This is a genomic window from Shewanella sp. Iso12 (assembly GCF_012030025.1).
Classification (GTDB): Bacteria; Pseudomonadota; Gammaproteobacteria; order Enterobacterales; family Shewanellaceae; genus Shewanella; species Shewanella algae.
The window spans coordinates 22954-46237 of the sequence record NZ_JAAUHW010000007.1 but is presented as its reverse complement, the minus strand read 5'-3'; the positions used below and the strand labels follow the sequence as shown (position 1 = coordinate 46237).

The window sequence follows — 23284 nt, the reverse complement described above, 5'->3', positions numbered from 1 at the left end:
CTCCCTATTGCGGCTCCACGCCGCAGTCAAAGCTTTGATTGCAGTCCATCTAAAGATAGGGTCACTCCGCCGGTTGCAGGAGTGACTAATTCGCAATGATACAGGCAGTTACATACACTAGACCAGAAAAAGCTCAAGCCCTGATAAAGGCCGCCATCAACTCACGGGTCAAGTCGGCGGCGGGAATTTCCCGACATCCCTCCGGATTCTGACCACACCAGAGCGGGCTGAAATCACTGCAGTCGCGTGCTTCTGCCGCGGCGCGCAGCGGCGCAATGGCATTGGCCGCCAATGGGAAATCCGGCGCTTGCCCCAAAGGCCCCAACTCACGCATCAAACGGGTCATTATGCCTCTGGCCGGACGGCCACTGTAGAGATTGGTCAGCGCCGTATGGCGATTCATTTGCGGATCTTTCAGCGCTTGGCGATGCAGTTCACTGATCTCGGCCTCCGGGCACAAGAGATAGGCCGTGCCCACCTGCACCCCGGCCGCTCCCAAAGCCATGGCCGCCTGCACTCCGGCGGCGTCGGCAATACCACCGGCGGCAATCACGGGCACCTTCACCGCCTGTACCAGGCGCGGTAACAGGGCAAAGGTACCACTGTGCTCGGTCAAATCATCACTGAGGAAATGGCCTCTGTGACCACCGGCTTCCAGGCCCTGGGCTATGATGGCATCCACGCCTCTGGATTCGAGCCACTTGGCCTCGGCGACGCTGGTTGCCGAGGCAATCACCTTGGTGCCCCAGCTCTTGACCCTGAGCATCAGCTCGGTGGAGGGAAGCCCGAAATGAAAACTCACCACTTCGGGACGAAAGGGTTCTATAACCGCGGCAACCTCGGCATCGAAGGGACGCCGCTCGGCGCCACCGCCGAGATCTTCGACCTCGAATTCACGGTAATAGGGCGCCAGTTGCTGCAGCCAGGCATGCAAACGCTCGACTTGTTCCTCGGGTGGCTTATGGCAGAAGAAGTTGAGGTTTACCGGCCGGTCACTCTGGCGCCTGAAGCTCTCTAGCGCCAGCTTGAGTTTGTCATGGGATAACATGGCGCAGGGAATAGAACCAAGCGCACCGGCGGAAGCGACGGCCAATGCCAGCGGCACGCCCTGGGCGCCGGCCATGGGGGCTTGAATAAGCGGCAATTCAATACCAAAGAGTTGTTCTATCAACATACCAAGACTCCTTCTTGCTTCAGTCCTCAGCGGCGCTATTCCCGCTGCTTGGTTCAATCATCCGGCTGTTCAGACTAACGGTTGGCGGTTGTTTGCGCCAGTAAAAACGCCGCGATAATCGCGGCGTTGACAGTCAAACTCAGTGTCGTTCAGAGCAGGTAATCCATCCCCAAGGCGACAAACAAGGCCATACCCGCCCAGTTGTTGTTGAGAAATGCCTTGAAGCAGGGAGCCCGCTGTCTGTCGTAAATCAGCCTCTGCTGATAAAGCCCAAAGCCGATAAAGGCCAGCAGCCCCACCAGATAGAGGGCACCTCGCTCGGCCACATAACCTGCAGTCATAAAGCAGGCCAGCGCCGCCAACTGAAACAGGCCGATGATCTGCCTGTCGTAACGGCCGAACAGAATGGCGGTGGACTTGATCCCCACCTTGAGGTCATCGTCCCTGTCCACCATGGCATACATGGTGTCGTAGGCGACAGTCCAGAACCAGTTGGCGGCAAATAGCCACCAGGCTTCGACAGGCACTTCACCTGTCTGGGCGGCATAGGCCATGGGAATCGACCAACTCCAGACTATGCCGAGGAACATCTGCGGCATATTGGTGTAGCGCTTGGTGAAGGGATAGATAATGGTCAGCAGCATGCCGACAAGGGAGAGTTTAACCACCAGAGGGTTGAGCAACAGTACCAAACCAAAGGCAAACAGTCCCATGACCACAAACAGGCCCAGCGCTTCTTTGACCGTGACCTCGCCACTGGCCAAGGGCCTGGACCTGGTGCGCTCGACATAGGTATCCAGCTCGCGGTCGGCATAGTCGTTGATGATGCAGCCACAGGCACGCATCACAAACACACCTACGATAAAGATGCTCAGCACCTTGAGATCCGGTAAGCCCCCGGCCGCCAGCCACAGCGCCATTAAACAGGGCCACAGCAGCAGAAAAGTTCCTATGGGTCTGTCCAGACGCGACAGACGGGCATAGACATCAATTTTTTCCCTCAAGTTCATCGGTAGGCTCTCCAACACATCTCAGCCTTAAATTTGCCAAGCATTATGACTCAGCAACAGTGTGATTGACACCGCAAAACACGAATTTTCCTACCCGGGCTGTCAACAAGCAGTTAACTTGGCGTAGGCCACCACCAACCACTTGCTGCCGAAGTCATCGAAATTCACCTGCACCCTGGCCTGTGCTCCCTGACCTTCAAAATTGGTCACTATCCCCTCACCGAATTTGGGGTGCAGCACCCGTTGGCCAACATTGAAGCCCGTGTCGTTGAAGCTGCTTTGCGACTTGCTGAACCTGTTGTTAGCCATGGGAGTTGCCACCTGCGCCTTGAGGCGGATCTCCTGCAGGTACTGAGGCGGGATCTCCTTGATAAAACGCGACGGCCGCGAGTAGTTTTCACGGCCATAGATGCGGCGTGACTCGGCATAGGTGATATACAGCTGTTGCATGGCGCGGGTCATGCCCACGTAACACAGGCGCCGCTCTTCTTCCAAACGATCGCCCTCTTCCAGCGACAACTGGCTGGGGAACAGCCCTTCTTCAACACCGGCCATAAACACCAGCGGGAACTCCAGCCCCTTGGCCGAGTGCAGCGTCATCAACTGCACCGCATCTGTGTGGGCATCGGCCTGGCCTTCTCCCGCCTCCAGCGCCGCATGGGACAGGAAGGCATTCAACTCACCCATGTCCACCAGCTCTTCCGGCACTTCGAAGGTGCGCGCCGCGGTGACCAGTTCCTCGAGGTTTTCCACTCTGGCCTGAGCCTTTTCGCCCTTTTCCTGCTCATACATGGCCTTGAGCCCGGAGTCCTGGATCACTATATCCGCCTGGCGATAGAGGGGCAGCTCTTCGGTGTCGCTGCGTAGCTGCACTATCAAGTCCATAAAGCTGCGCACCGCATTGGCGGCGCGGCCGGCCAAGACCTTCTCTTCCAACAAACGGACGCAGGCCTGCCACAGGGTCAATTGCTGCTGCCGGGCCGTGGTTCTGAGAATATCCAGGGTGCGATCGCCTATGCCTCTGGCGGGAGTGTTGACCACCCGCTCGAAGGCGGCGTCATCGTCGCGGTTGGCAATCAGACGCAGGTATCCCATGGCATCCTTGATCTCCTGACGCTCGAAGAAGCGCAAGCCGCCATAGATGCGATAGGCCAGCCCCTTGTGCAGCAAGGCCTCTTCCAATACCCGTGATTGAGCATTACTGCGATAGAGGATGGCGCAGTCACTGAGACTGCCGCCCTTGTCCTGCCAGTCGCCAATGCGGCCTATGATGAAGCGTGCTTCATCCATCTCATTGAAGGCACAGTAAACTGAGATCGGCTCACCATCGACATCTTCGGTCCATAGCTGTTTACCCAGCCGATCCGGGTTGTTGGCGATAAGTTCGTTGGAGGCCTTGAGAATATTGCCACTGGAGCGGTAGTTTTGCTCCAGGCGAATAGTTTCGGCATTGGGAAAGTCCTGTAAAAACTTGTGCAGGTTTTCCACTTGGGCGCCACGCCAGCCATAGATGGACTGGTCGTCGTCGCCCACTATCATCACATTGGCGCTCTTGCCTGCCAATACTCTGATCCAGGCATATTGAATGGCGTTGGTGTCCTGAAACTCATCCACCAGAATATTGCGGAACCTGTCCTGATAGTGGGCCAGAATATGTTCCTTGTTGAGAAACAGCTCGTGAGCCCGCAAGAGTATCTCGGCAAAGTCTACCAGCCCGGCGCGATCACAGGACTCCTGATACACCTGATAGATTTGCACCAGTTTCTGCTCCATGGGGAAGAGGCCGCCATCCAGATGTTTCGGCCTTAGCCCTTCATCCTTCTTGCCGTTGATATAGCCGGCCACCATCCGCGGCGGATACTGTTTCTCATCCAGATTCAGGCTTTTGAGGATGCGCTTGAGCAGGCGGAGCTGATCATCCGAGTCGAGGATCTGAAAATTTTGCGGCAGGCCGGCATCCTGCCAGTGAGTGCGCAGCAGACGATGGGCCAGACCATGGAAGGTACCGATCCACATGCGGCCCATATGGTTGCCGACTATCTTCTCCACCCGTTCCCGCATCTCAGCGGCCGCCTTATTGGTAAAGGTCACCGCCATAATGGAGTATGGGCTCTGGTTTTCCACCTGCAGCAGCCAGGCAATCCTGTGAGTCAGTACCCGGGTCTTGCCGCTGCCGGCACCGGCGAGCACCAGCATGCTGGATTGAGGTGCGGCTACCGCCTCACGCTGCTTGTCATTCAGGCCATCCAATAAAGAAGATACGTCCATTCGCGCCTCCACAAAAACGAGCGCGCATTATAGCAGGAAAGACCCATAGCTCCTACGTGCCTTGGCAGGCTACTGACTGAACTGGACTCAGATGCAGTGGGCACAGCAGAGTCGGCTCCATCTGTATTCCTCCTGCTTTGACCACAAACAAGACACTGCATTTGGCATTGATATTAAATCATTACTAAATAATGACTTAACAATATAAACAATCGAAAATACTAAAAATTAAAACAATTACCTATTAAATTGCCACAACTCACAGTTTACATCCGGACAAACACCTAGGATCTTGAAACATTCACTATATATTTCATACATTTGTTTTGGAGCCGGGTTGTGAACCAAGCCATCTTTTCCAATCTTTCTTTGCGCAAGTTGTTGATCACCTTGTTTGCCGCGCTGCTGGCGCTGTTTTGCCTGTCATTGGGCACCATTGCCTATCACCTGCAGGAGGTGAAAAGCCAAATAAGCCTGCTGGAGCGGGAGTACCACAGCAATGATCAGGCTGCCTCTTTGCTGCAACTGGTATCCGGCCTCAGACGGGAACAGCTGGGATACAGCTTGAGACGGGTACTGAATGCCCCCATGAGTGAGGAGTCACGTCAGTACCTGCAGGATCAGACCCTGACGATCAACTCGGCGCTGGCGCAACTGAAACAGGGTGCCGGACAAGATACCCTGGTGCAACTGCACAAGCTGGATGCGCCACTGCAAGCCTTTATGGGACTGCATAAACAATTTTTGGATCGAGACAGCAGCGACCTGCCGGAAAACACCGCCAACATGCTGACCTCCATGGAGTCGTGGCATATTTACAACAATGTCGAGACCGAACTCAAAGCCTTGATGGAACTGGAAACCAATAAGGTCAGCTCTGCCAGAAGCGCCAGTGAACAGGCAATTCAATCCCTCAGCAGCAGTCTGGTCATCGTCTTCTGCCTCTTTGTGACTCTGGCATTGGGAGCCGGCTGGTTCCTGCTGCGACGTATCTTTATCCCCCTTGGCGCCACTACCCAAGTGCTGGAGCAGATAGCCTCTGGCGATCTCGCAACCGAAATTCCGATGGAAAAATTCAGCAGCAGCGAGTTCAAACACCTGGCCGAAACCCTGGGACAGATGCGTAACACTCTGCATGAGATGATTTCCCAGATAGGCGCGGCCTCGGTGCAACTGGCCGCCGCCGTGGAAGAGATGACTACAGTCGCCGCCGAAGCCGCCGAAGAGATGCAACAACAGCGCTCTGAGGTCGATCAGGTGGCTACCGCCATGACAGAGCTGCAGAGCTCGATTGCCGATATCTCCCGCAACACCACCCAAACCGCCGATCAGGCCAACCAAGGGGTGCTGGCCACCACAGAGGGCCAACAAGTGGTGCTGCAGACACTGGATACCATTCAAAGCTCGGATGCAGAAATCACCGCCGCCAGCGAAGTGATAGGCCAGTTGCAAAAAGACTCAGATTCCATTGCCATGGTGCTGGAAGTGATCGCCCAGATAACAGAGCAGACCAATTTATTGGCCCTCAACGCCGCCATCGAAGCCGCCCGGGCCGGTGAGGCAGGAAGAGGCTTTGCCGTGGTGGCCGATGAAGTGCGCACACTCGCCAGCCGTACCCAAAGCTCGGCGCTGGAAATCAAAGGCACCATAGAACAGCTGCAGCAAAGAGCTCTGCACGCCAACGAAGTGATGCAAAAGAGCCGCGAGCGGATGCAAGGCAGTGTTCGCTGCGCCAATGAGGCCAGCGATGCGATTGAAAGGATCAGTGCCGCTATCGGCATCATCAACGACATGGCGATTCAGGTGGCCAGTGCCACCGAGCAGCAAACAGCGGTTACCGGTGAGTTGGGGGTCAACATCACCAATATCAGTGATGCCGCCTCCAAGGTGTCCATGGGGACGGGGCATGTGTCTCAATCCAGCCAGGAGCTGAGTCAGTTGGCCCACAACCTGGCGCATTTGATCAGCCGTTTCCGCACCTAAAATGAGATCTTCGTCACACTCATGCGGCCACGACGGCCGCATGATAATACCATTCCAACTTGGAGAGACTGACTATGGGATATTCAATCAAAGACTTGGTATATAACGGTGAAACTCATGGGGTGCACAACTGGTCGACACTGGAAGGCAGCCAGTTTTACTGGCATCCGGATTGGCTGCATATCGCCGAGGATATAACCGGCCACAAGGCAACGGCCCATATTCAGGCCAAAGCCGCCAAGGCCAGCCATGAGGAGGCGAAGGCCACCATAGTCCAGCACCTCAACGACAAAAAGTAATCTTAAATAAGCCTCCCACGCGGAGGCTTATTTATTCTTGGGCTAGTGCCCGGACGCTATTGCCTTACGGGCAAGATTATCCACCCAGGCTGGAGCGATAAGGCGGACAAAACGCCCCAGACGACCACGCCAGGAGGTAATCAACATTCGCCCCCGCCCGGCTATGACCGGCAGCATCATCTGCGCGCATTCTTCGGCGGTCATGATCTTGCTCTCTGCCATGGGAGAAGTTCCGAGCGGTTTACCCTCTCCATCCAGCGCCCGCCGGTGGATCTCGGAGACCACAAAGTCAGGACATATCACGGTCACAGCAACATTGTCCTCGGCCAACTCGATTCGCAGTGAATCAAAAAAGCCCACAACAGCATGTTTGGAGGCGGCATAACCACTGCGGGTTGGCACCCCGGTCAGACCGGCCACGGAAGCCACCACCACCACTTGCCCTTGGGAAGCCTTCAGATGCGGCAATGCTGCATGGGTCAGCCAGGCCGGTCCCAAATAATTGACCCGCATCAGCTGTTCAAGAATGTCCAGTTGCTTGAGTTCATCGAAGCGGCTCCACATGGTCATGCCGGCATTGTTGATCAGTATATCCAGCCGGCCGAAACGTTCGATAACCGTGGCTATCAAGGCTTCACAGTCCTGTTGTCGCCCGACATCACTACAAACCACCAGTGGCGCACCGCCAACCGACTCGACCTCCATCGCCAGGGTACGCAACCTGGATTCATTGCGGGCACTGAGTACCAGTTGTCCGCCAAGCGGCGCCAGTGCCAGAGCGAGCGCCCGCCCAATACCTTCCGAGGCGCCGGTAATCACTATGACCTTATCAGCAAGTCCTTCCATCTGCAGTCCATTGTCAGTCGAAGTTATCAGGCTAAGCTCGCATACTCCTCCTGCAAGTGCAATCCCTGCTGCCGGCGCTCATGGCGCTTCTCCCATTGCAAAAACTGCTCCAGAGGTTTGGGGCGCCCAATGGCGTACCCCTGGGCATAGTCGACCCCTATCTCCAGCAGCTTATCCATGATCTCCTGGTTTTCGACAAACTCAGCCACTGTCTCTATGCCCATGACCCGGCACACATCGTGAATCGATTTGACTATCGCATAATCCCTGGCATTGGTCGCCAGATGCCGGACAAAGCAGCCATCTATCTTCACATAATCCACCGGCAGCTCCCGCAGGTAGCCGTATGAAGCAAAGCCACTGCCAAAGTCGTCCAGAGCAAAGGCAAATCCCAAGCGGCGCAATTGGTTGAGCATCTCCATCGCCCGGGTTCGGTTCTGAATAGCACTGGTCTCTGTGATCTCAAAGCAGACACAGGAGCTGGGAATGCCATAGCGTCCCTGCATCTCGGCGATGTAATCCAGCATACCTTCACTGCCCAGGCTGTTTCCCGAAAGGTTGATGGAGATACAGATCTCCGGCCATAGCTGAGGATGCTCGGATAGCCAGAGGAACGCCTTGCGGATCACTTCCCTATCGACTTCCGGCATCAACTTGAACCGCTCCGCCGCCGCAATAAACTGTGCCGGAGGCAGAATACGACCACTGTTGTCGCGGATCCGCAGCAAGATCTCCAGCCTTTGACGGCGACAGCAGCCGTTGAGTCCTTTAATCGGCTGGAAATAGAGCAGCAGCTCTTTATCCTCTATGGCTCTGGCAATACGCACCGCCCACTTGGGGGCATTGCGTTCATTGGCCAGCTCTTTGTTGCGATCATCGAAGAAGTGAATTTGACTACTGCCCTTGCGCTTGGCCGCCAGACAAGCGATATCGGCATCCTTGAGCAGCTCGGCGGGCGCAGAGCAAGGGCCTCTATGGAAGGCCACGCCACAGCTGACCCCGACTCGGTAATGGGCGCCGCCACAGGGCAAGATCTGCAGACAAACCTGCCTCACCACCTGCTTTAAGAACCTGGCAACTTCCAGAGCACTGCGGTTACGGATAGCCAAGCCAAATTCATCACCACCGAGTCTGGCCAACATCTCGTCACCCTGCAGACAGGACTCTATGGCTCTGGCAACCATGACCAGCATCTGATCGCCGGCGTCATGGCCGCAGTTGTCATTGATAAGCTTGAACTGCTCCAGATCCAGATAACAGAGTGCCAGGGTCTCGGCGCCTTCGGCGTACCCCGGCAGCCGCTCTTCAAAGGCGCTGCGGTTGTAAAGCCCGGTAATACCATCGACACTGGCCTTCAACCTCAGTTGCTGTTTGAGGGTTTCCTCCTGGGTAATGTCCCGCAGCACAGTCACCACGCCTATCACCTGGCCCTTGTGATTGCAGAGGTTGCTGACCGCCCGCTCCATGATTCTCGGCTGCTGCATCTGCAGAGTGACCTTGCTGTATTCGGGAACCCGGCTGCCGCTGGACATAAAGTTGAGCAGTTCTTCGTCCAGTTGATTATCGCTCTTGAGCAGGGTATCCAGAGTCCGCCCCAAAGCCTGTTGACTGCGCAGCCCGAGCAGGGATTCCGCCTGAGGATTGAGATAGATAACTCTGGCCTTATTGTTGGTGAGGATCACGGCTTCGGCAATGGATTCCAGGGTGATTCGGGAACGCTCTTTCTGCTGAAAAATCCGCAGCAACAGGTTATTGATCCTGTCGGCCAACACCTTGAACTCGGCGCCGCCGCTGCCGCTGACATGGGTATAGCGTCTGGCGCTGGGATCTATCTCCTTCAGCTCTGTCATCAAACGGTCGAAAGGTTTCAGCAAGCCGCGTCGCAGCCAGAGATAACCGGCGGCCACCATCAGCATGCCGCCTAGCAATAGCAGCATGACAACCAACAGGCTTTGCCATTCCAGCCGCTCGAAGGCGTCTCTTTGTTGTTTAACCTGCAGCGCCAGCACAGGCCCAATAAGGGTGGGTACTTGGATTTGACTGGCCAGCTTAAGATGTTGCCCCGGGCTCACCTGCTGTTGCAGCGGTGCCAGCGCCACGGAATGGATAAGGTCAGCCTGTCCCAGGCTCTGCAGGTGCGCAGGGGTCAGTAAACGAGTGACTATCAGAGCCTCGTCATCATCGAAACGATAGAACCCCAGCTGCAAAGGTTGCTCATTGACTATCACGGCGCCAAAGGCTTCCTTGTCCAGGGTGGAGAAGAGTCCGGCTGGAGGGATTATCTGCCCGGACACCCGGGTCTTGCCGTCTGCCAGCGCCGTCACCTTACCCTGATGCAGATGAAACAAACTGATATTGGAAGACTGCAACCCCTCCAGCCAACCTTTCAGCAGCGACTCGCCCGGCGTTTGAAGAATGGGAACATAGAGGCGCGCCAGTTGTAACAGGCGCCGGGACTCACGGGTAAACTGCTGCTCAATTCCGACATACTCATGCTCCAGCGTTTGCTGCCGGAACTGACCCAGACTGTATTCAAACCAAAAATTCAAACTGTAGGCGACTGCAAGCAGGGCAGGAATACAAAACCCCAGGATAAATACGCCTATTTTTTTGCCAATGTGCATCTTAAACCACGGCTGATTGTTACCGGATACCAAGAATGGCCGGACTCCGGCAGGCAACATACCTCATTTAACGTCCGGTTAAAACTCTTGACTGGCGTCATTGCCCGTTTGCCGCCACTTTGCCCGCGACAAACTGCACCAGCTTGCCCTGACTGTTATCCAATTGTGTTGATTTGGCGCAGTAAAAGGCGGTTAGGTATGTGCTTTTGAGCACAATTTGCAAAATTGAAAATCCCAATCGCCGCAGATTAGCCATTCTCCGCCCCGAAAAAGTGAAGCTTTCGTGATAAACCGGCGACCTTGAGGTGAACTCCAGGGTAAACACTGGACTTATCCCCATAAGAAGGAGCAAGCCGATGAAACCCAAGTTACTATTGCCATTGCTATTGAGCACACTGCCACTGAGCCAGTTATCCCAAGCCGCCCAGTTGGAGATAAATATCAACAACCTGACCCATGGCAACCACTTTACCCCCTTGCTTATCGCCGCCCATGACGGCAACAGTCACCTGTTTCAAGCCGGAGAGCCCGCAAGCTCTGCCCTGCAGAAGATGGCCGAAGGCGGAGATATCAGCGAACTGCAACAGGCAGTCACAGCCAACAGCGGCGTGACTGTGGCCAACCCAGCCGCCGGCTTACTGGCCCCTGGCGCCAAGGTTGAAAAGGTAATGTTGGATAGCGGCGCCCTGACCCATCTGAGTCTGGTGGCCATGTTGCTGCCCACCAATGATGCCTTTGTCGGCTTGGACGGTTGGGAAATACCCAGCACTCCGGGAAGCTATACCCTCTATCTCAATGCCTATGATGCCGGGACAGAAGCCAACGACGAGCAGATAACCGGTGGCGGCGCGCCTGGAGTTCCCGGCATTCCGGCAGCGCCCGATGGTATGGGCGGCCAGAACGGCACCGGCGTGATGGACGACTCGAGCAATGACAGGGTGCATATCCACCCGGGACTACTCGGGGATACAGATCCCAATGGCGGCATCAGCGATGTCGACAGCCGTATCCATCGCTGGCTGAACCCGGTTGCCGCCTTGATCGTTACCGTCAAATAAAGGAGCGGCAGATGAACACTACAAGCCCTAGAGAAGCGACTCAGGCCCGAGCCTTTGCCCTGTCCCTGGTGCTGATACTGGCACTGGTAATGCTGACCGCCTGCTCGGACAATGACCATCCCGGCACGCAGCCCCAACCTCCGGAACCTGAGCCTGCTACCAGCAAATTCGATATCCGGGTGACCAACCTGACCGCTAACCAACCTCTATCACCTATCGCCCTGTTGACTACCGACAAAGAGCTGCAACTCTGGCAAAACGGCTCGCCGGCAAGCCTGGCACTCGAGCGACTCGCAGAAGGTGGCGACAGCAGCGAGTTGGCCAATATCAGCGGAGTCCACACACTGATGAGCGCCGAAGCTCCGCTGGCCCCCGGGATGACCCAGGACTTCAGCCTGAACCTGGACTCAGAAGAGAATATGACCTTGGCCTTGGTCACTATGCTGGTGAATACCAATGACGCTTTCAGTGGCATTCAGCAGGTAGACCTGAGTAACCTGGCAGCCAATGAGAGCTTGCAACTGCTTGCTCCCGCCTATGATGCCGGCACCGAAGCCAACTCAGAAACCAAAGGCAGTATTCCCGGCCCGGCCGATGGCGGTGAAGGCTTTAACAGTGCCAGGGATGATGTCGATAGAGTACATCTCCATCCTGGGGTTATCTCGGTCGATGACGGCCTGGCCGACTCGGTCTTGACGCCCTCGCACAGGTTCGATAATCCGGTGCTCAAGATAATGATCTACCGTAAGTCCTAGTCTTCAGCGCTTTGCTCCCAAGATAAGAGCCTGAAAGAAAACCCCGCGGCGCCGGGTCAACTCCAATACCCAGAGTTGATTCGGAGCCCAAGATGATCCCTTCCAGCACACCGCAGATCCTGCTGCTTGCCCATGATCAGAGCCTGGCCGATATCCAACGCCTCAATCTCGAGACTCTGGGCTGCCAGCTATGGCAAGCGACGAGTTTTCAACAGGCCAGAAGACTGCTGGCGAGTAAACCTCTGGCCCTGTTGATCATGACACGCCAACTGCCTGACGGTGACATGCTCGGCCGTTGTCAGATGCTCAGGCAAGAGTATCCGAATCTGCCGCTACTGCTTCTGGGGGAGTCCGACAACGAGGCCGATGTGGTTCTGGCTCTTGAGGCCGGTGCCGATGACTACCTGCTTCAAAGCTGTGGCACTTTGGAGATACGTGCCCGGATCAGGGCCTGGCTCAGACGGGGCGAATACATCAAGCTGCCTGGCCAGCAACTCGAATTCAACGGCCTCAGCATCAATAGCGCTACCCGTGAGGTCAATGCCTTTGGCCGGCCACTGCAGTTAACCGCCAGAGAGTTTGATCTCTTACTGTTTATGGCCAAGCGGCCGAGACAGGTATTCAGCCGGATGCAACTGTTGCAAGGCGTTTGGGGTTCAAACTATGCGGGCTACGAACACACGGTCAACAGCCATATCAACCGCCTGCGCACCAAATTGGCCGCATGTCCCAAGAGTGAGCCCATAGTGACCACCGTATGGGGTGTGGGATACAAGTTTTCACCACCCGAGCAGGCCAGCCATTACTGAAAAAGCAATAAAAAAGCCCGCAATGCGGGCTTTTTTATTGAACGAATGCTTACTTGTGGTACTGGGCAGACAGCTCGTGTACCGACTTGACGAAGGCTCCGGCGTGCTCAGGATCCACATGCTGGTGGATGCCATGGCCCAGGTTGAATACATGGCCCGTTCCTTGACCATAGCTGGCCAGGATCTGTGCCACTTCCTCACGAATACGCTCAGGAGATGCGTACAGAGTCGATGGGTCCATATTGCCCTGCAGGGCCACCTTGTCACCCACACGTTTGCGGGCATCGCCAATGTCTATGGTCCAGTCCAGACCCAGAGCATCACAGCCGGTTTCAGCCATGGCTTCAAGCCACAGACCACCGCCTTTGGTAAACAGGGTCACTGGTACCTGACGGCCTTCGGCATGACGGTTCAGACCATCGATTATCTTCTGCATGTAACGCAGTGAGAACTCGCGATAGGCCGCATGAGACAGCGCGCCGCCCCAAGAGTCAAAGATCATCACGGCTTGAGCGCCGTTGGCAATTTGGGCGTTCAGATACAGGGTTACGGAATCGGCCAGCTTGTCCAGCAGCATGTGCAGGGCGGCAGGCTCGGCATACATCATCCGCTTGATCTTTTCGAAAGCTTTGCTGGAACCGCCTTCAACCATATATGTGGCCAGTGTCCATGGTGAACCGGAGAAACCGATCAATGGCACTTCACCCTTGAGTTCACGTCGAATGGTGCTGACGGCTTTCATCACATAACCGAGCTCATCTTCCGGATCCGGTATAGCCAGCTTCTTGATGGCTTCAATGGTGTCGGTTGGACGCTCAAAGCGAGGGCCTTCACCGGCTTCGAAATACAGGCCCAACCCCATGGCATCAGGCACAGTCAAAATATCGGAAAACAGGATTGCCGCATCCAGTTCAAAACGACGCAGCGGCTGCAGGGTAACTTCACAAGCCAGTTCGGCATTACGGCACAGCGCCATAAAGTCACCGGCTTCGGCGCGGGTAGCGCGATATTCTGGCAGATAGCGGCCAGCCTGGCGCATCATCCAAACTGGGGTAACATCAACAGGTTGCTTGAGCAGCGCACGTAAATAACGATCGTTTTTTAATTCTGCCATTGGGCTTATTCCTACTCCGATTGAGATCTGCTGGGGCGGTAGTTTAGCATTTGCGGCTGTATTGTAACCTGTGTCTGAGTATTTATGTGACCACAGGCATGGATAAATACTATTCCAGCGGGAAGTTTGTGTACTGCCAAGCCATCCAGGCCGCTCCACAGGCAAACTGATAGGCACCAAGCCATGGGTGTGAACCAAAAGCAGATAAACGAAATACAGGGGAACTTGATGAAGCTCAAGACTTGCCGACACAATCGGCACGGGATCACATTCTCACAACAAAAGTATAAAGATTGAGGCGTCAGACTAATGTCTTATGACAGAAAAAAGTTGCACAGGTTCCCACCCTTTGGTATAAAAAGTCTGCGCTAGCAAGAACAATCAAGAAGCTCGTCACATCGAGCCTGTTAAAACTTTCCTCGCCCAGCTGTAGTTTCTACCGCTGGGCTTTTTATTTCCCATTCCACGCCTGGATACACAATTTAACATTTGAGTTGTTTTTGTATACAAAACAACTGGTTTGTCCATGTGTAAAAAAGTCGTCTACACACCGAAAAGAGTTGATCACTGGCTAACTTGTCACCTAAATTAGGAACAAGTGCGGCGATAAGGATGAGAAGATCATGCTGAAACAACTTGAACAGGCCGAGCAAAAATGGGGCGGAGCCAATGCTCTGGTGGATCAATGGTTGAACAACCGCAGAAAGTTACTGGTTTATTACTGTAAGTTGGCCGGACTGGCTCCTTATGAAAACCGTGACAAGTCCCTGCCCTGTGTCGATCAGGTTCGCAGCTTCTGCAATCTGCTGGTGGATTATGTCTCGGAAGGTCATTTCGAAGTCTTCAATAAGGTAGTCGACGCCTGTGACGAACAGGGACAATCGAACAAGGCACTGGCACAGCAGTTACTGCCGAAGATTGTCGAGACCACAGATCAGGCCCTGGACTTCAGCGACAAGTATTCCGAGCTGGAAAGCGACGATCTGCTCTACCAGCTGGATAAAGATCTCGCCGAACTGGTGCACGCCCTGGAGACCCGCTTCCAGTTGGAAGACAGAATGTTGGAAGTGCTGCACAACAAGAAATTGGCACCGACCATCAACTGATCCCTTAACGAGTCTGCAGCTTATCGCCTTATTGCACTCGCTTGCAGCTCGTTTCAGACACAAAAAAGCCAGCTCTATGAGCTGGCTTTTGTTATTGCGATAACTTAAACCGCTGACTGGAAGATCACTTCACCGGCTTTCTTGGTGTAAGACTCCAGTTGGTCGAAGTTCAGGTATCTGTATGTATCGGCCGCTGTTGCGTCCAGTTCCTTGGCATATTCCTGATACTCTTCAGGGCTTGGCAAACGTCCCAGCAGCGCTGCAACGGCAGCCAGCTCGGCAGAGGCCAGGTACACATTGGCACCCGTACCCAGGCGGTTCGGGAAGTTACGGGTAGAAGTCGACACCACGGTCGCACCATCGGCAACCCGTGCCTGGTTACCCATACACAGAGAACAACCCGGGATCTCGATACGAGCACCGACACGGCCGAAGATACCGTAGTAACCTTCTTCGGTCAGCTGATCCTTGTCCATCTTGGTTGGCGGAGCAATCCACAGACGAGTCGGCAGCGTCTTGGCAAACTTGTCCAGCATCTTACCCGTGGCGCGGAAGTGGCCTATGTTGGTCATACAGGAACCGACAAACACTTCATCAATCTGGGTGTTGGCTACCTGAGACAGCAACACGGCATCATCGGGATCGTTCGGTGCACACAGAATAGGCTCTTTGATCTCGTTCAGATCGATTTCAATCACGGCCGCGTACTCGGCATCCTTATCGGCTTCCATCAGTTCAGGGTTCGCCAACCACTCTTCCATGCCCTTGATACGACGTTCTATGGTACGGCGATCGCCGTAGCCTTCGGCGATCATCCACTTGAGCATGACTATGTTGGAGTTCAGGTACTCGATGATAGGATCTTTATCCAGCTTGATGGTACAACCGGCGGCAGAGCGCTCGGCAGAGGCATCAGACAGTTCGAATGCCTGCTCAACCTTGAGGTGCTCCAGACCTTCGATTTCGAGAATACGGCCGGAGAAGATATTCTTCTTGCCCTTCTTCTCAACGGTCAGCAGCCCCATTTCGATGGCCTTGTGCGGAATCGCATGCACCAGATCACGCAGAGTGATACCAGGTTGCATCTTACCCTTGAAGCGCACCAGCACAGACTCAGGCATATCCAGTGGCATAACGCCGGTCGCGGCGGCAAAAGCCACCAGGCCGGAACCTGCAGGGAAAGAGATACCGATTGGGAAACGGGTGTGCGAGTCACCACCTGTACCTACGGTATCAGGCAGCAGCATGCGGTTCAGCCAGGAGTGAATAACACCGTCACCTGGACGCAGAGAAACACCGCCGCGGTTCATGATAAAGTCAGGCAGAGTGTGGTGCGTATTCACGTCAACAGGCTTGGGATAAGCGGCTGTGTGACAGAAAGACTGCATGGTCAAATCGGCGCTAAAACCGAGACAGGCCAAGTCTTTCAGCTCGTCACGTGTCATAGGGCCGGTAGTATCCTGAGAACCGACAGAAGTCATCTTGGGTTCACAGTATTGGCCGGGGCGGATACCTTCTACGCCACAGGCCTTACCTACCATCTTCTGCGCCAGGGTGTAACCCTTGCCGGTATCGGCAACGTCACCTGGACGCACGAAGACATCGGAGGCTTCCAGACCCAGAGCTTCACGGGCCTTGTCGGTCAGACCGCGGCCGATGATCAATGGAATACGGCCACCGGCACGCACTTCGTCCAGCAGCACATCAGTCTTGAGTTTGAATTCAGAAATAACTTCGTCGCTGTCGTGACGGGTCACTTTACCGGCATAAGGATAGATGTCGATAACATCGCCCATCTCCATGTTGCCCACATCTAACTCAATCGGCAGAGCACCGGCATCTTCCATGGTGTTGAAGAAGATAGGGGCTATCTTACCACCGAGGCAGAAACCACCGGCACGCTTGTTGGGCACGAATGGAATATCATCGCCCATGAACCACAGCACAGAGTTGGTCGCCGACTTACGGGAAGAACCTGTACCTACCACGTCGCCCACATAAACCAGTGGGAAGCCCTTGGTCTTGAGTTCTTCAATCTTCTTGATTGGACCTACTACGCCTGGCTGATCCGGCTCAATACCGTCGCGGGCGTTTTTCAGCATCGCCAAGGCGTGCAGTGGGATATCGGGACGTGACCAGGCATCAGGAGCCGGAGACAAGTCGTCGGTGTTGGTTTCGCCTGTAACCTTGAATACGGTCAGAGAGATTTTCTCGGCCAGCTTGGGACGGCTGAGGAACCACTCGGCATTGGCCCAGGACTCAACCACTTGCTTGGCATAGGCGTTACCCGCCTTCATCTTCTCAACCACATCGTGGAAGGCATCAAACATCAGCAGGGTGTGGGACAGAGCCTTGACCGCCAGTGGGGCCATCTGCTCGTTGTCCAATTGGCGGATCAGGGGTTCGATATTGTAACCGCCCTGCATGGTGCCCAAGAGTTCCAGCGCCCGTTCGGCGCTCAGGATTGGGGATTTCACCTCACCCTTGGCAACGGCATCCAGGAAACCGGCCTTAACATAGGCGGCTTCATCAACACCTGGGGGAATACGATTTTCGAGCAGGTTAAGAATAAATTCTTCTTCGCCTGCAGGTGGGTTTTTCACTAATTCAACAAGCTCAGCCACTTGATGTGCATCCAATGGCTTAGGGACTACGCCCTCAGCAGCACGCTCTTCGACGTGTTTACGATATGCTTCTAGCACGGCAACATTCCTCTTTGTTAGGCGCTTTTACGACTGCACGTCTTCATGAATGAAGCTGACAGCCCCACAGGATCGACCCGTAAATTCCGGCTAGCAGTATACTACAGCTTTGCAAAAGTATGAATGAGATCACACTAAGGCAACTGAGAAATCGTGGCCAAATCCCAAGGTCGGCGACACACTAAGCTTCTCATAAAACAAAGGAAATTAGACAATAGTTTGAAAAAATGATTTTTTCATTTAAATACAAATAATTAGATTGTAGTAATCGAATTAAATTCAAACGCCTTCAGCCAAGCATCTCCTAATCTCCCCTGCCGGGATAATTTTGCATCCCGGGGCCGCTTTTCGTTATCCTGCGTCCAAATCCGCGCCGTTTTTGAGACTTTTCCATGCAAGCACCCGCAATACAGGCCGTTATTTTTGATATGGATGGGATATTGATCGACTCAGAGCCCGTCTGGCAGCAAGCCGAGTATCAGGTTTTGCAGCAGCTGGGGATGACTGTCAGCCGTGAAGCCATACAGCAAACCACCGGCCTGCGAATCGATCAGGTGGTGGACTTCTGGTTACAGCGCTTTCCCGAGGTCAAAGTAGAACCTCAATATATCGCCGATCAAATCATAGCGGCGGTAATCGCCTATATCCGCCGCGATGGCAAACCCATGCGTGGTGTTGTCGATGCCCTCAGCGCCTGTCGCAGCCGAGGCCTGAAAGTGGGCCTGGCCACCTCATCCTCCTGGGATATTATCGATGCCGTGCTTGGCAAACTCGCCATCACAGAAGCCTTCGATGCGATTCAATCGGCTCAGGATTTTCCACTCGGTAAACCCCACCCTGAGGTTTATCTCTCCTGCGCCGCTAAACTGGCACTGGTGCCAAGCCGCTGCCTGGCGGTGGAAGACTCTTTCAACGGCCTGATAGCCGCTCGCGCCGCCAATATGCAGACCTTGATAGTCCCGGCAGCCGAGCAGCGCCAGGATCCCCGCTGGGCTGCGGCGCATCATCAGCGTGATAGCCTGGAAGCCCTGCCGGCACTGCTTGATACCCTGTAAGCCCGAATACAACAGAGCCAGGCATCTGCCTGGCTCTGTTTTCTGATAATCCGCCTTACCAGATCTTCACTCTGTCCTCTTCCGACAGATACATCTTGTCAGTCGGCTTGAGGTCGAAGGCTTTGTAGAAACCTTCCACGTTGCGGGGAGTGCCCATGGCGCGGTAGTGGCTGGGGGAATGCGGGTCAGTCAGCAGACGACGTCCCAGCTCCTCGTCACGGTAGTTGCGGCGCCACACCTGTGACCAACCGACGAAGAAACGCTGATCGCCGGTCAGGCCATCCATTACCGGCGCTTCTTTACCGTTGAGGCTCAGGTGATAAGAGCGCAGGGCAACGGTCAAGCCACCCAGATCGCCTATGTTCTCACCCAAAGTCAGGTCACCGTTAACGAACTTGCCGGGCAGAGCTTCAAACTGGCTGTACTGGGCAGACAGCTGCGCGCCGCGTTTCTGGAACTCTTCGCGGTCTTTGTCTGTCCACCAGTTGCGCAGGTTACCGTCGCCGTCATACTTGGCGCCCTGATCATCAAAACCATGGCTGATCTCGTGGCCGATCACCGCGCCTATGCCACCATAGTTCACCGCGTCATCGGCTTCCATGTTGAAGAAAGGCGGCTGCAGAATGGCGGCCGGGAACACGATTTCGTTCATCACAGGGTTGTAGTAGGCGTTCACCGTTTGCGGTGTCATGTGCCACTCGCTGCGATCTATTGGCTTGCCCAGCTTAGCCAGCATGTCCTGGTACTCAAAACGGGCATAACGCTGATAGTTACCTACCAGATCGTCGGCCTTGATCTCCAGATTGCTGTAGTCTTTCCACTTGTCCGGATAACCTATCTTGTAGGTAAACTTGGACAGTTTTTCCTGAGCCGCTTTCTTGGTCTCAGGTGTCATCCACTCCAACTCATCGATGCTGACTTCAAAGCCCTTGATCAAGTTCTTGATCATGGACTCCATCCGCGCCTTGGCTTCCGGCTGGAAGTGACGGGCAACGTATTCTTTACCCACCAGCTCACCAATCACTTGATCGGCGCCATCAACGGCCCGCTTCCAGCGTGGTTTTTGCTCCTGAATACCCATCAAGGTTTTGCTGTGGAAATCAAAGTGCAGATCGACAAACTGCTGGCTCAGCAAGCCGGCATAGGAGTCCACCAGATGGAATGCCAGGTAGTCTTGCCAGGCCGAAACAGGGAACTTGCCGAACTCGGCGCCCAGTTTCTCAAAGTAGGAAGGTTGACGCACTATCACGTCCTGGGTCTTGCCGGTAAGACCGGCAGCCTTGGCGAAACCGTCAAAGTCAAAGCCGCCCATCAACTGCTGCAGCTCTTTCAGGCTCATCTTGTTGTAGGCCTTGTTGGCGTCGCGAGACTCGACCCGGCTCCACTGGCTCTGGGCAATAAAGAGTTCAATGTTGGCGACATTGGCTGCTGCGGCATCTGCGTGAGGGTAACCGGCGGCGCTCATCAGATTGCGGACATATTCACGCATCGCTTCGCGGTTGGCGACAAACTTGGGATCGTCCTTGAGGTAGTAATCACGATCCGGCAGTGTCAGGCCACTCTGGTACAGGTAAACCCCGTACTGGCTGGAATTCTTGGCATCGTTGTTAACGTAAAAACCAAAGGGAATGCCGGAGCCATCGGTCAGCAGTTTGCCCATCAGCGCGGCAATATCGGCGTGGCTGGCGGTTTTGGCGATATCTGCCAGTTGCCCCTTGAGCGGCGCAATCCCCAGTTGGTCAGTCAGAGTGCTATCCATATAGGCGGCATAGAAATCGCCTATCTTCTGCTCCACTGAACCTTCGGCCTTATTGGGCTTGGCGGCGGCTTCTTCGATAATCTGTTTCAGGGCTGCCTGGCTTTCTTCGTAAAGAACAGAGAAAGCACCATAGTTGGATTTGTCAGCCGGGATAGGCGTAGTGGCCAACCACTTACCGTTGACGCTGTAGTAGAAATCGTCCTGATGGCGAACCTGATGGTCAAAGTTTTCCAGCTCAATACCGGAGGCCTTTTTCACTTCTACTTGCGACTGCGGCGCTTGCTGGCTGGCACAGGAAGCCAGACCAAGGCTGAGGGCGATGCCCAATGCCAGGGTGCTTATTTTGCTCATTTTCTTCCCCGAATTTGTGATTGTTCAGATAGTTATATTGTTACAAAGATACCAGTTTCAAACCTTAGCACTCCCTGTGACCAGTCTGTAGTGGATTTTTGTAAATATCTATGAACACTACAGAGCGGGTCACAGACGGGCCAGGCCCGCCTTAGAAGTTTTTGCCGATAAACAGGTAGACAGCATTTTCGCCATTATCGCTGAAACCAAAGCCCAGTGCCGCCGGCCCCAGTTGGGTATCTGTGCCCAGGAACAGGCTGCTGGAATAGATGAGATCGTTAAACATCACATGTTCATCCAGCCCCCAGACATTACCCGCTTCCAGGCTGGCCCCCAGGTATAGAGGGAAGTCCTTCATCCCCAGCGCATCACGGCCGAGATCATACTGATAGATAAAGGCACCAAACACCTTCTGGGCGCCGGCAATAGAGTTCTTGTGGTAGCCGGAAAGATTAAGGAAACCGCCGAGGTCGGAGACATAGAGAGTAAAGTTGCCATCTTTATCCACGGTTGAATAAGAGGCCTTACCGACGAAGGAGTGATTACCGACACTGACCACCCCTTTCCAGTCTGCTTCAATCTGCAGCGAGTGCTCAGGATCTGTCTTGAAGTCGCCCTCCTCATACTCCTCATTGCGCAGGTAGATATTCAGGGTGAAGCGATTGCCCGAGGTAGGGAAGCTGATGCTGTCCAGAGTGTCGTAGCCAAACTTGAAATAGGCGCCGTAGGTGTTGAACTTGAGATCTTCAAAGAAGGCCTCGTTGGACACCACCCCCGACTCACCTGTCAGCCCCAGCTCAATCCGGCCCTGTTTGACATAGTTGTACCCCAAACCCAGGTCGATTCTGTGGCTCTTGCGATCCAACTCGAAGTAGAGCTTGTTGGCATCAAACAGATCCCAGCTCTTGATCTCGTACTGGTAACGGGCGCGGGCATAAAACTGCTGATCCCGATCCAGAGGTTGATAAAACTCGGTGCCGAGCAACTTCTCGAAGCCCATCTTCACTTCATTACGCCACTCACCGCCATTTTCGGTCAGGTCTGTCATGGTCAAAGCAGCATCCAGAGTCACTGCCGAGTCCAGCGAAAAGTCGTCTTCCCAGTTAAAACCAAACTGGAAGTAGTTGGGGCCCCAGGACTTGGCCTTGGTGGTCACGGTTAACACCCGGCCTTCATCTGTGTCCTGAAACTCGGCGCTGACCCGCTCAAACTTGTTCAGCGAGTAAAGCCGGGCAATGCTTTCGTTCAACTGCTGCTTGGTGACTCTGTCACCCACCTCGATATCCAGTATGTCATCCAGCAGCGAATCACTGACTTTGGACTGATTGTTAAGGACTATGCGGGTAACGGGCCTCTCCAGATTATCGAGCCAGTCACGACTGGCGTCGCGCTTTTGCTGCACATAAGCACGGTATTCCTCGGGGGGCACCGCCAGTTGGCTCAACCTGGCCGTATGCTGCACCGCGGCCGTCACCCCGGCTTCCAGCGCCTTGGGCATATCGGCAAAGTCTGTGGTGCTGAGCTTATCTATGGCCGGACGGATTAGGATATCGTCTTTGGTCAACAGTGCCTTTTGCCGCTCTGTACTGGCATTGGTCAGCATGGTGGACAGCTGGTTCAACACCGCTATGGTGCCATTGAGCTGATCCTTTTTCACCAATGGCGAGCCAATATCGACGGCGATAATCACATCCGCGCCCATGGCCTTGACCACATCCACAGGCATATTGTTGGCAATGCCACCATCCACCAGCAACTTGCCATCGATTTCAGCCGGTTGCAGCGCTCCCGGCACTGTGGCCGAAGCCTGCATCGCTTCCACCAAGCTGCCACTGCTGATCACCACAGGCAGACTGGTTTCCAAGTCGGTGGCCACTGCCCGGTAGGGAATGGACAATTCGTTGAAACTGTTGAACTCCCGCACCAGATCCGTAGTGTTGCGGTACAGCTGCGACATGGTTTGCCCGAGGAGCACGCCACTCGGCGACTGTACTTCACCGCCGCGGATCCCCAGGTTAAGCGGAATATTGTATTGATCTCTTTGCTGCTTATCACGATAACTCATGGCCTGGCGCGGAATGGTATCTGAATACCCCTTGGACCAGTCTTCATTCATCATGATGGTTTCAATTTCAGTGGCACTGTAACCCAGCGCATAAAGGCCGCCGACATAGGCGCCTATGCTGGTACCGGCGACATAGTCGACCGGGATATTGTTGGCCTCGAGCATTTTGAGAACCCCGACATGCGCCGCGCCCTTGGCACCACCGCCACTGAGAACCAGGCCCACTTTGGGACGTTCGGCCGCCACGGCAGCCACACTCAACAGAGTGCCTATCAAAACCAGTAAGCGCAGAGAGGTCTTCATACC

Annotated in this window: 17 protein-coding genes; 7 read left to right on the top strand and 10 right to left on the bottom strand. The window is 54.7% G+C overall.

The window, feature by feature from the left end:
• Nucleotides 1-133: 133 nt before the first annotated feature.
• The 3 genes from HCX89_RS13075 to uvrD all read right to left on the bottom strand — a co-directional run bounded on the left by HCX89_RS13075 (nt 134) and on the right by uvrD (nt 4452).
• Nucleotides 134-1174, bottom strand: a complete 1041-nt coding sequence (locus HCX89_RS13075) for a nitronate monooxygenase family protein (RefSeq protein WP_044733575.1) — start codon at nt 1172-1174, stop codon at nt 134-136.
• Nucleotides 1175-1323: 149 nt separating this feature from the next.
• Nucleotides 1324-2184: a 4-hydroxybenzoate octaprenyltransferase gene (ubiA, locus tag HCX89_RS13070; protein ID WP_167716311.1), complete on the bottom strand. Its 861-nt coding sequence runs from the start codon at nt 2182-2184 to the stop codon at nt 1324-1326.
• A 102-nt stretch (nt 2185-2286) separates the two neighbouring features.
• Nucleotides 2287-4452: a DNA helicase II gene (gene uvrD / locus HCX89_RS13065; protein WP_025886801.1), complete on the bottom strand. Its 2166-nt coding sequence runs from the start codon at nt 4450-4452 to the stop codon at nt 2287-2289.
• 339 nt (nt 4453-4791) lie between these two features.
• On the opposite strand from uvrD, the gene HCX89_RS13060 reads away from it, so the two are divergent.
• The gene (locus HCX89_RS13060; protein ID WP_232786106.1) at nt 4792-6435 is read left to right on the top strand and encodes a methyl-accepting chemotaxis protein; all 1644 of its coding nucleotides are present in this window, start codon (nt 4792-4794) and stop codon (nt 6433-6435) included.
• Nucleotides 6436-6509: 74 nt separating this feature from the next.
• Entirely contained in the window at nt 6510-6734 is a 225-nt protein-coding gene (locus HCX89_RS13055; RefSeq protein WP_025009248.1) for a hypothetical protein, read from the top strand.
• Nucleotides 6735-6776: 42 nt separating this feature from the next.
• Here HCX89_RS13055 and HCX89_RS13050 read toward each other — a convergent pair whose 3' ends face one another.
• The 3 genes from HCX89_RS13050 to HCX89_RS13040 form a co-directional block, all read right to left on the bottom strand.
• Entirely contained in the window at nt 6777-7580 is an 804-nt protein-coding gene (locus tag HCX89_RS13050; protein WP_025009247.1) for an SDR family oxidoreductase, read from the bottom strand.
• 26 nt (nt 7581-7606) lie between these two features.
• On the bottom strand, nt 7607-10204 hold the full coding sequence (locus HCX89_RS13045) for a bifunctional diguanylate cyclase/phosphodiesterase (protein WP_109247328.1): 2598 nt from the start codon (nt 10202-10204) through the stop codon (nt 7607-7609).
• A gap of 97 nt (nt 10205-10301) precedes the next feature.
• On the bottom strand, nt 10302-10529 hold the full coding sequence (locus tag HCX89_RS13040) for a hypothetical protein (RefSeq protein ID WP_167716309.1): 228 nt from the start codon (nt 10527-10529) through the stop codon (nt 10302-10304).
• A 31-nt stretch (nt 10530-10560) separates the two neighbouring features.
• Here HCX89_RS13040 and HCX89_RS13035 point away from each other — a divergent pair, with 31 nt between their 5' ends.
• From HCX89_RS13035 to HCX89_RS13025, 3 genes are all read left to right on the top strand, one after another.
• On the top strand, nt 10561-11262 hold the full coding sequence (locus tag HCX89_RS13035; protein ID WP_167716307.1) for a spondin domain-containing protein: 702 nt from the start codon (nt 10561-10563) through the stop codon (nt 11260-11262).
• 11 nt (nt 11263-11273) lie between these two features.
• Complete coding sequence (locus HCX89_RS13030) at nt 11274-12017, top strand: spondin domain-containing protein (RefSeq protein ID WP_167716305.1); 744 nt, start codon at nt 11274-11276, stop codon at nt 12015-12017.
• A gap of 92 nt (nt 12018-12109) precedes the next feature.
• On the top strand, nt 12110-12826 hold the full coding sequence (locus tag HCX89_RS13025) for a response regulator transcription factor (protein WP_144133968.1): 717 nt from the start codon (nt 12110-12112) through the stop codon (nt 12824-12826).
• A 49-nt stretch (nt 12827-12875) separates the two neighbouring features.
• Here the strand turns inward: HCX89_RS13025 and hemE are convergent, their stop codons facing one another.
• On the bottom strand, nt 12876-13940 hold the full coding sequence (hemE, locus tag HCX89_RS13020; protein WP_028779575.1) for a uroporphyrinogen decarboxylase: 1065 nt from the start codon (nt 13938-13940) through the stop codon (nt 12876-12878).
• Between the two features lie 623 nt (nt 13941-14563).
• Here hemE and HCX89_RS13015 point away from each other — a divergent pair.
• Nucleotides 14564-15046, top strand: a complete 483-nt coding sequence (locus HCX89_RS13015) for an Rsd/AlgQ family anti-sigma factor (protein ID WP_025009241.1) — start codon at nt 14564-14566, stop codon at nt 15044-15046.
• Between the two features lie 104 nt (nt 15047-15150).
• On the opposite strand, the gene acnB is transcribed toward HCX89_RS13015, so the two are convergent.
• Nucleotides 15151-17748: a bifunctional aconitate hydratase 2/2-methylisocitrate dehydratase gene (acnB, locus tag HCX89_RS13010; protein ID WP_100142975.1), complete on the bottom strand. Its 2598-nt coding sequence runs from the start codon at nt 17746-17748 to the stop codon at nt 15151-15153.
• 392 nt (nt 17749-18140) lie between these two features.
• Between acnB and hxpB the strand changes: the two genes are divergently transcribed.
• Nucleotides 18141-18803, top strand: coding sequence for a hexitol phosphatase HxpB (gene hxpB, locus HCX89_RS13005; RefSeq protein ID WP_107006344.1), 663 nt, complete (start codon nt 18141-18143; stop codon nt 18801-18803).
• 55 nt (nt 18804-18858) lie between these two features.
• On the opposite strand, the gene HCX89_RS13000 is transcribed toward hxpB, so the two are convergent.
• On the bottom strand, nt 18859-20913 hold the full coding sequence (locus HCX89_RS13000) for a M13 family metallopeptidase (protein ID WP_101060241.1): 2055 nt from the start codon (nt 20911-20913) through the stop codon (nt 18859-18861).
• 151 nt (nt 20914-21064) lie between these two features.
• Nucleotides 21065-23281 carry a patatin-like phospholipase family protein gene (locus tag HCX89_RS12995; RefSeq protein ID WP_062793714.1) on the bottom strand — a complete coding sequence of 739 codons (2217 nt, stop codon included), beginning with the start codon at nt 23279-23281 and terminating at the stop codon, nt 21065-21067.
• Nucleotides 23282-23284 lie beyond the last annotated feature (3 nt).

What these genes read in the sequence shown, in the direction of transcription:
- HCX89_RS13075 (WP_044733575.1), bottom strand. Translation starts at nt 1,174, where the DNA reads ATGTTGATAGAACAACTCTTTGGTATTGAATTGCCGCTTATTCAAGCC.
- ubiA (WP_167716311.1), bottom strand. Translation starts at nt 2,184, where the DNA reads ATGAACTTGAGGGAAAAAATTGATGTCTATGCCCGTCTGTCGCGTCTG.
- uvrD (WP_025886801.1), bottom strand. Translation starts at nt 4,452, where the DNA reads ATGGACGTATCTTCTTTATTGGATGGCCTGAATGACAAGCAGCGTGAG.
- HCX89_RS13055 (WP_025009248.1), top strand. Translation starts at nt 6,510, where the DNA reads ATGGGATATTCAATCAAAGACTTGGTATATAACGGTGAAACTCATGGG.
- HCX89_RS13050 (WP_025009247.1), bottom strand. Translation starts at nt 7,580, where the DNA reads ATGGAAGGACTTGCTGATAAGGTCATAGTGATTACCGGCGCCTCGGAA.
- HCX89_RS13045 (WP_109247328.1), bottom strand. Translation starts at nt 10,204, where the DNA reads ATGCACATTGGCAAAAAAATAGGCGTATTTATCCTGGGGTTTTGTATT.
- HCX89_RS13035 (WP_167716307.1), top strand. Translation starts at nt 10,561, where the DNA reads ATGAAACCCAAGTTACTATTGCCATTGCTATTGAGCACACTGCCACTG.
- HCX89_RS13030 (WP_167716305.1), top strand. Translation starts at nt 11,274, where the DNA reads ATGAACACTACAAGCCCTAGAGAAGCGACTCAGGCCCGAGCCTTTGCC.
- HCX89_RS13025 (WP_144133968.1), top strand. Translation starts at nt 12,110, where the DNA reads ATGATCCCTTCCAGCACACCGCAGATCCTGCTGCTTGCCCATGATCAG.
- hemE (WP_028779575.1), bottom strand. Translation starts at nt 13,940, where the DNA reads ATGGCAGAATTAAAAAACGATCGTTATTTACGTGCGCTGCTCAAGCAA.
- HCX89_RS13015 (WP_025009241.1), top strand. Translation starts at nt 14,564, where the DNA reads ATGCTGAAACAACTTGAACAGGCCGAGCAAAAATGGGGCGGAGCCAAT.
- hxpB (WP_107006344.1), top strand. Translation starts at nt 18,141, where the DNA reads ATGCAAGCACCCGCAATACAGGCCGTTATTTTTGATATGGATGGGATA.
- HCX89_RS13000 (WP_101060241.1), bottom strand. Translation starts at nt 20,913, where the DNA reads ATGAGCAAAATAAGCACCCTGGCATTGGGCATCGCCCTCAGCCTTGGT.
- HCX89_RS12995 (WP_062793714.1), bottom strand. Translation starts at nt 23,281, where the DNA reads ATGAAGACCTCTCTGCGCTTACTGGTTTTGATAGGCACTCTGTTGAGT.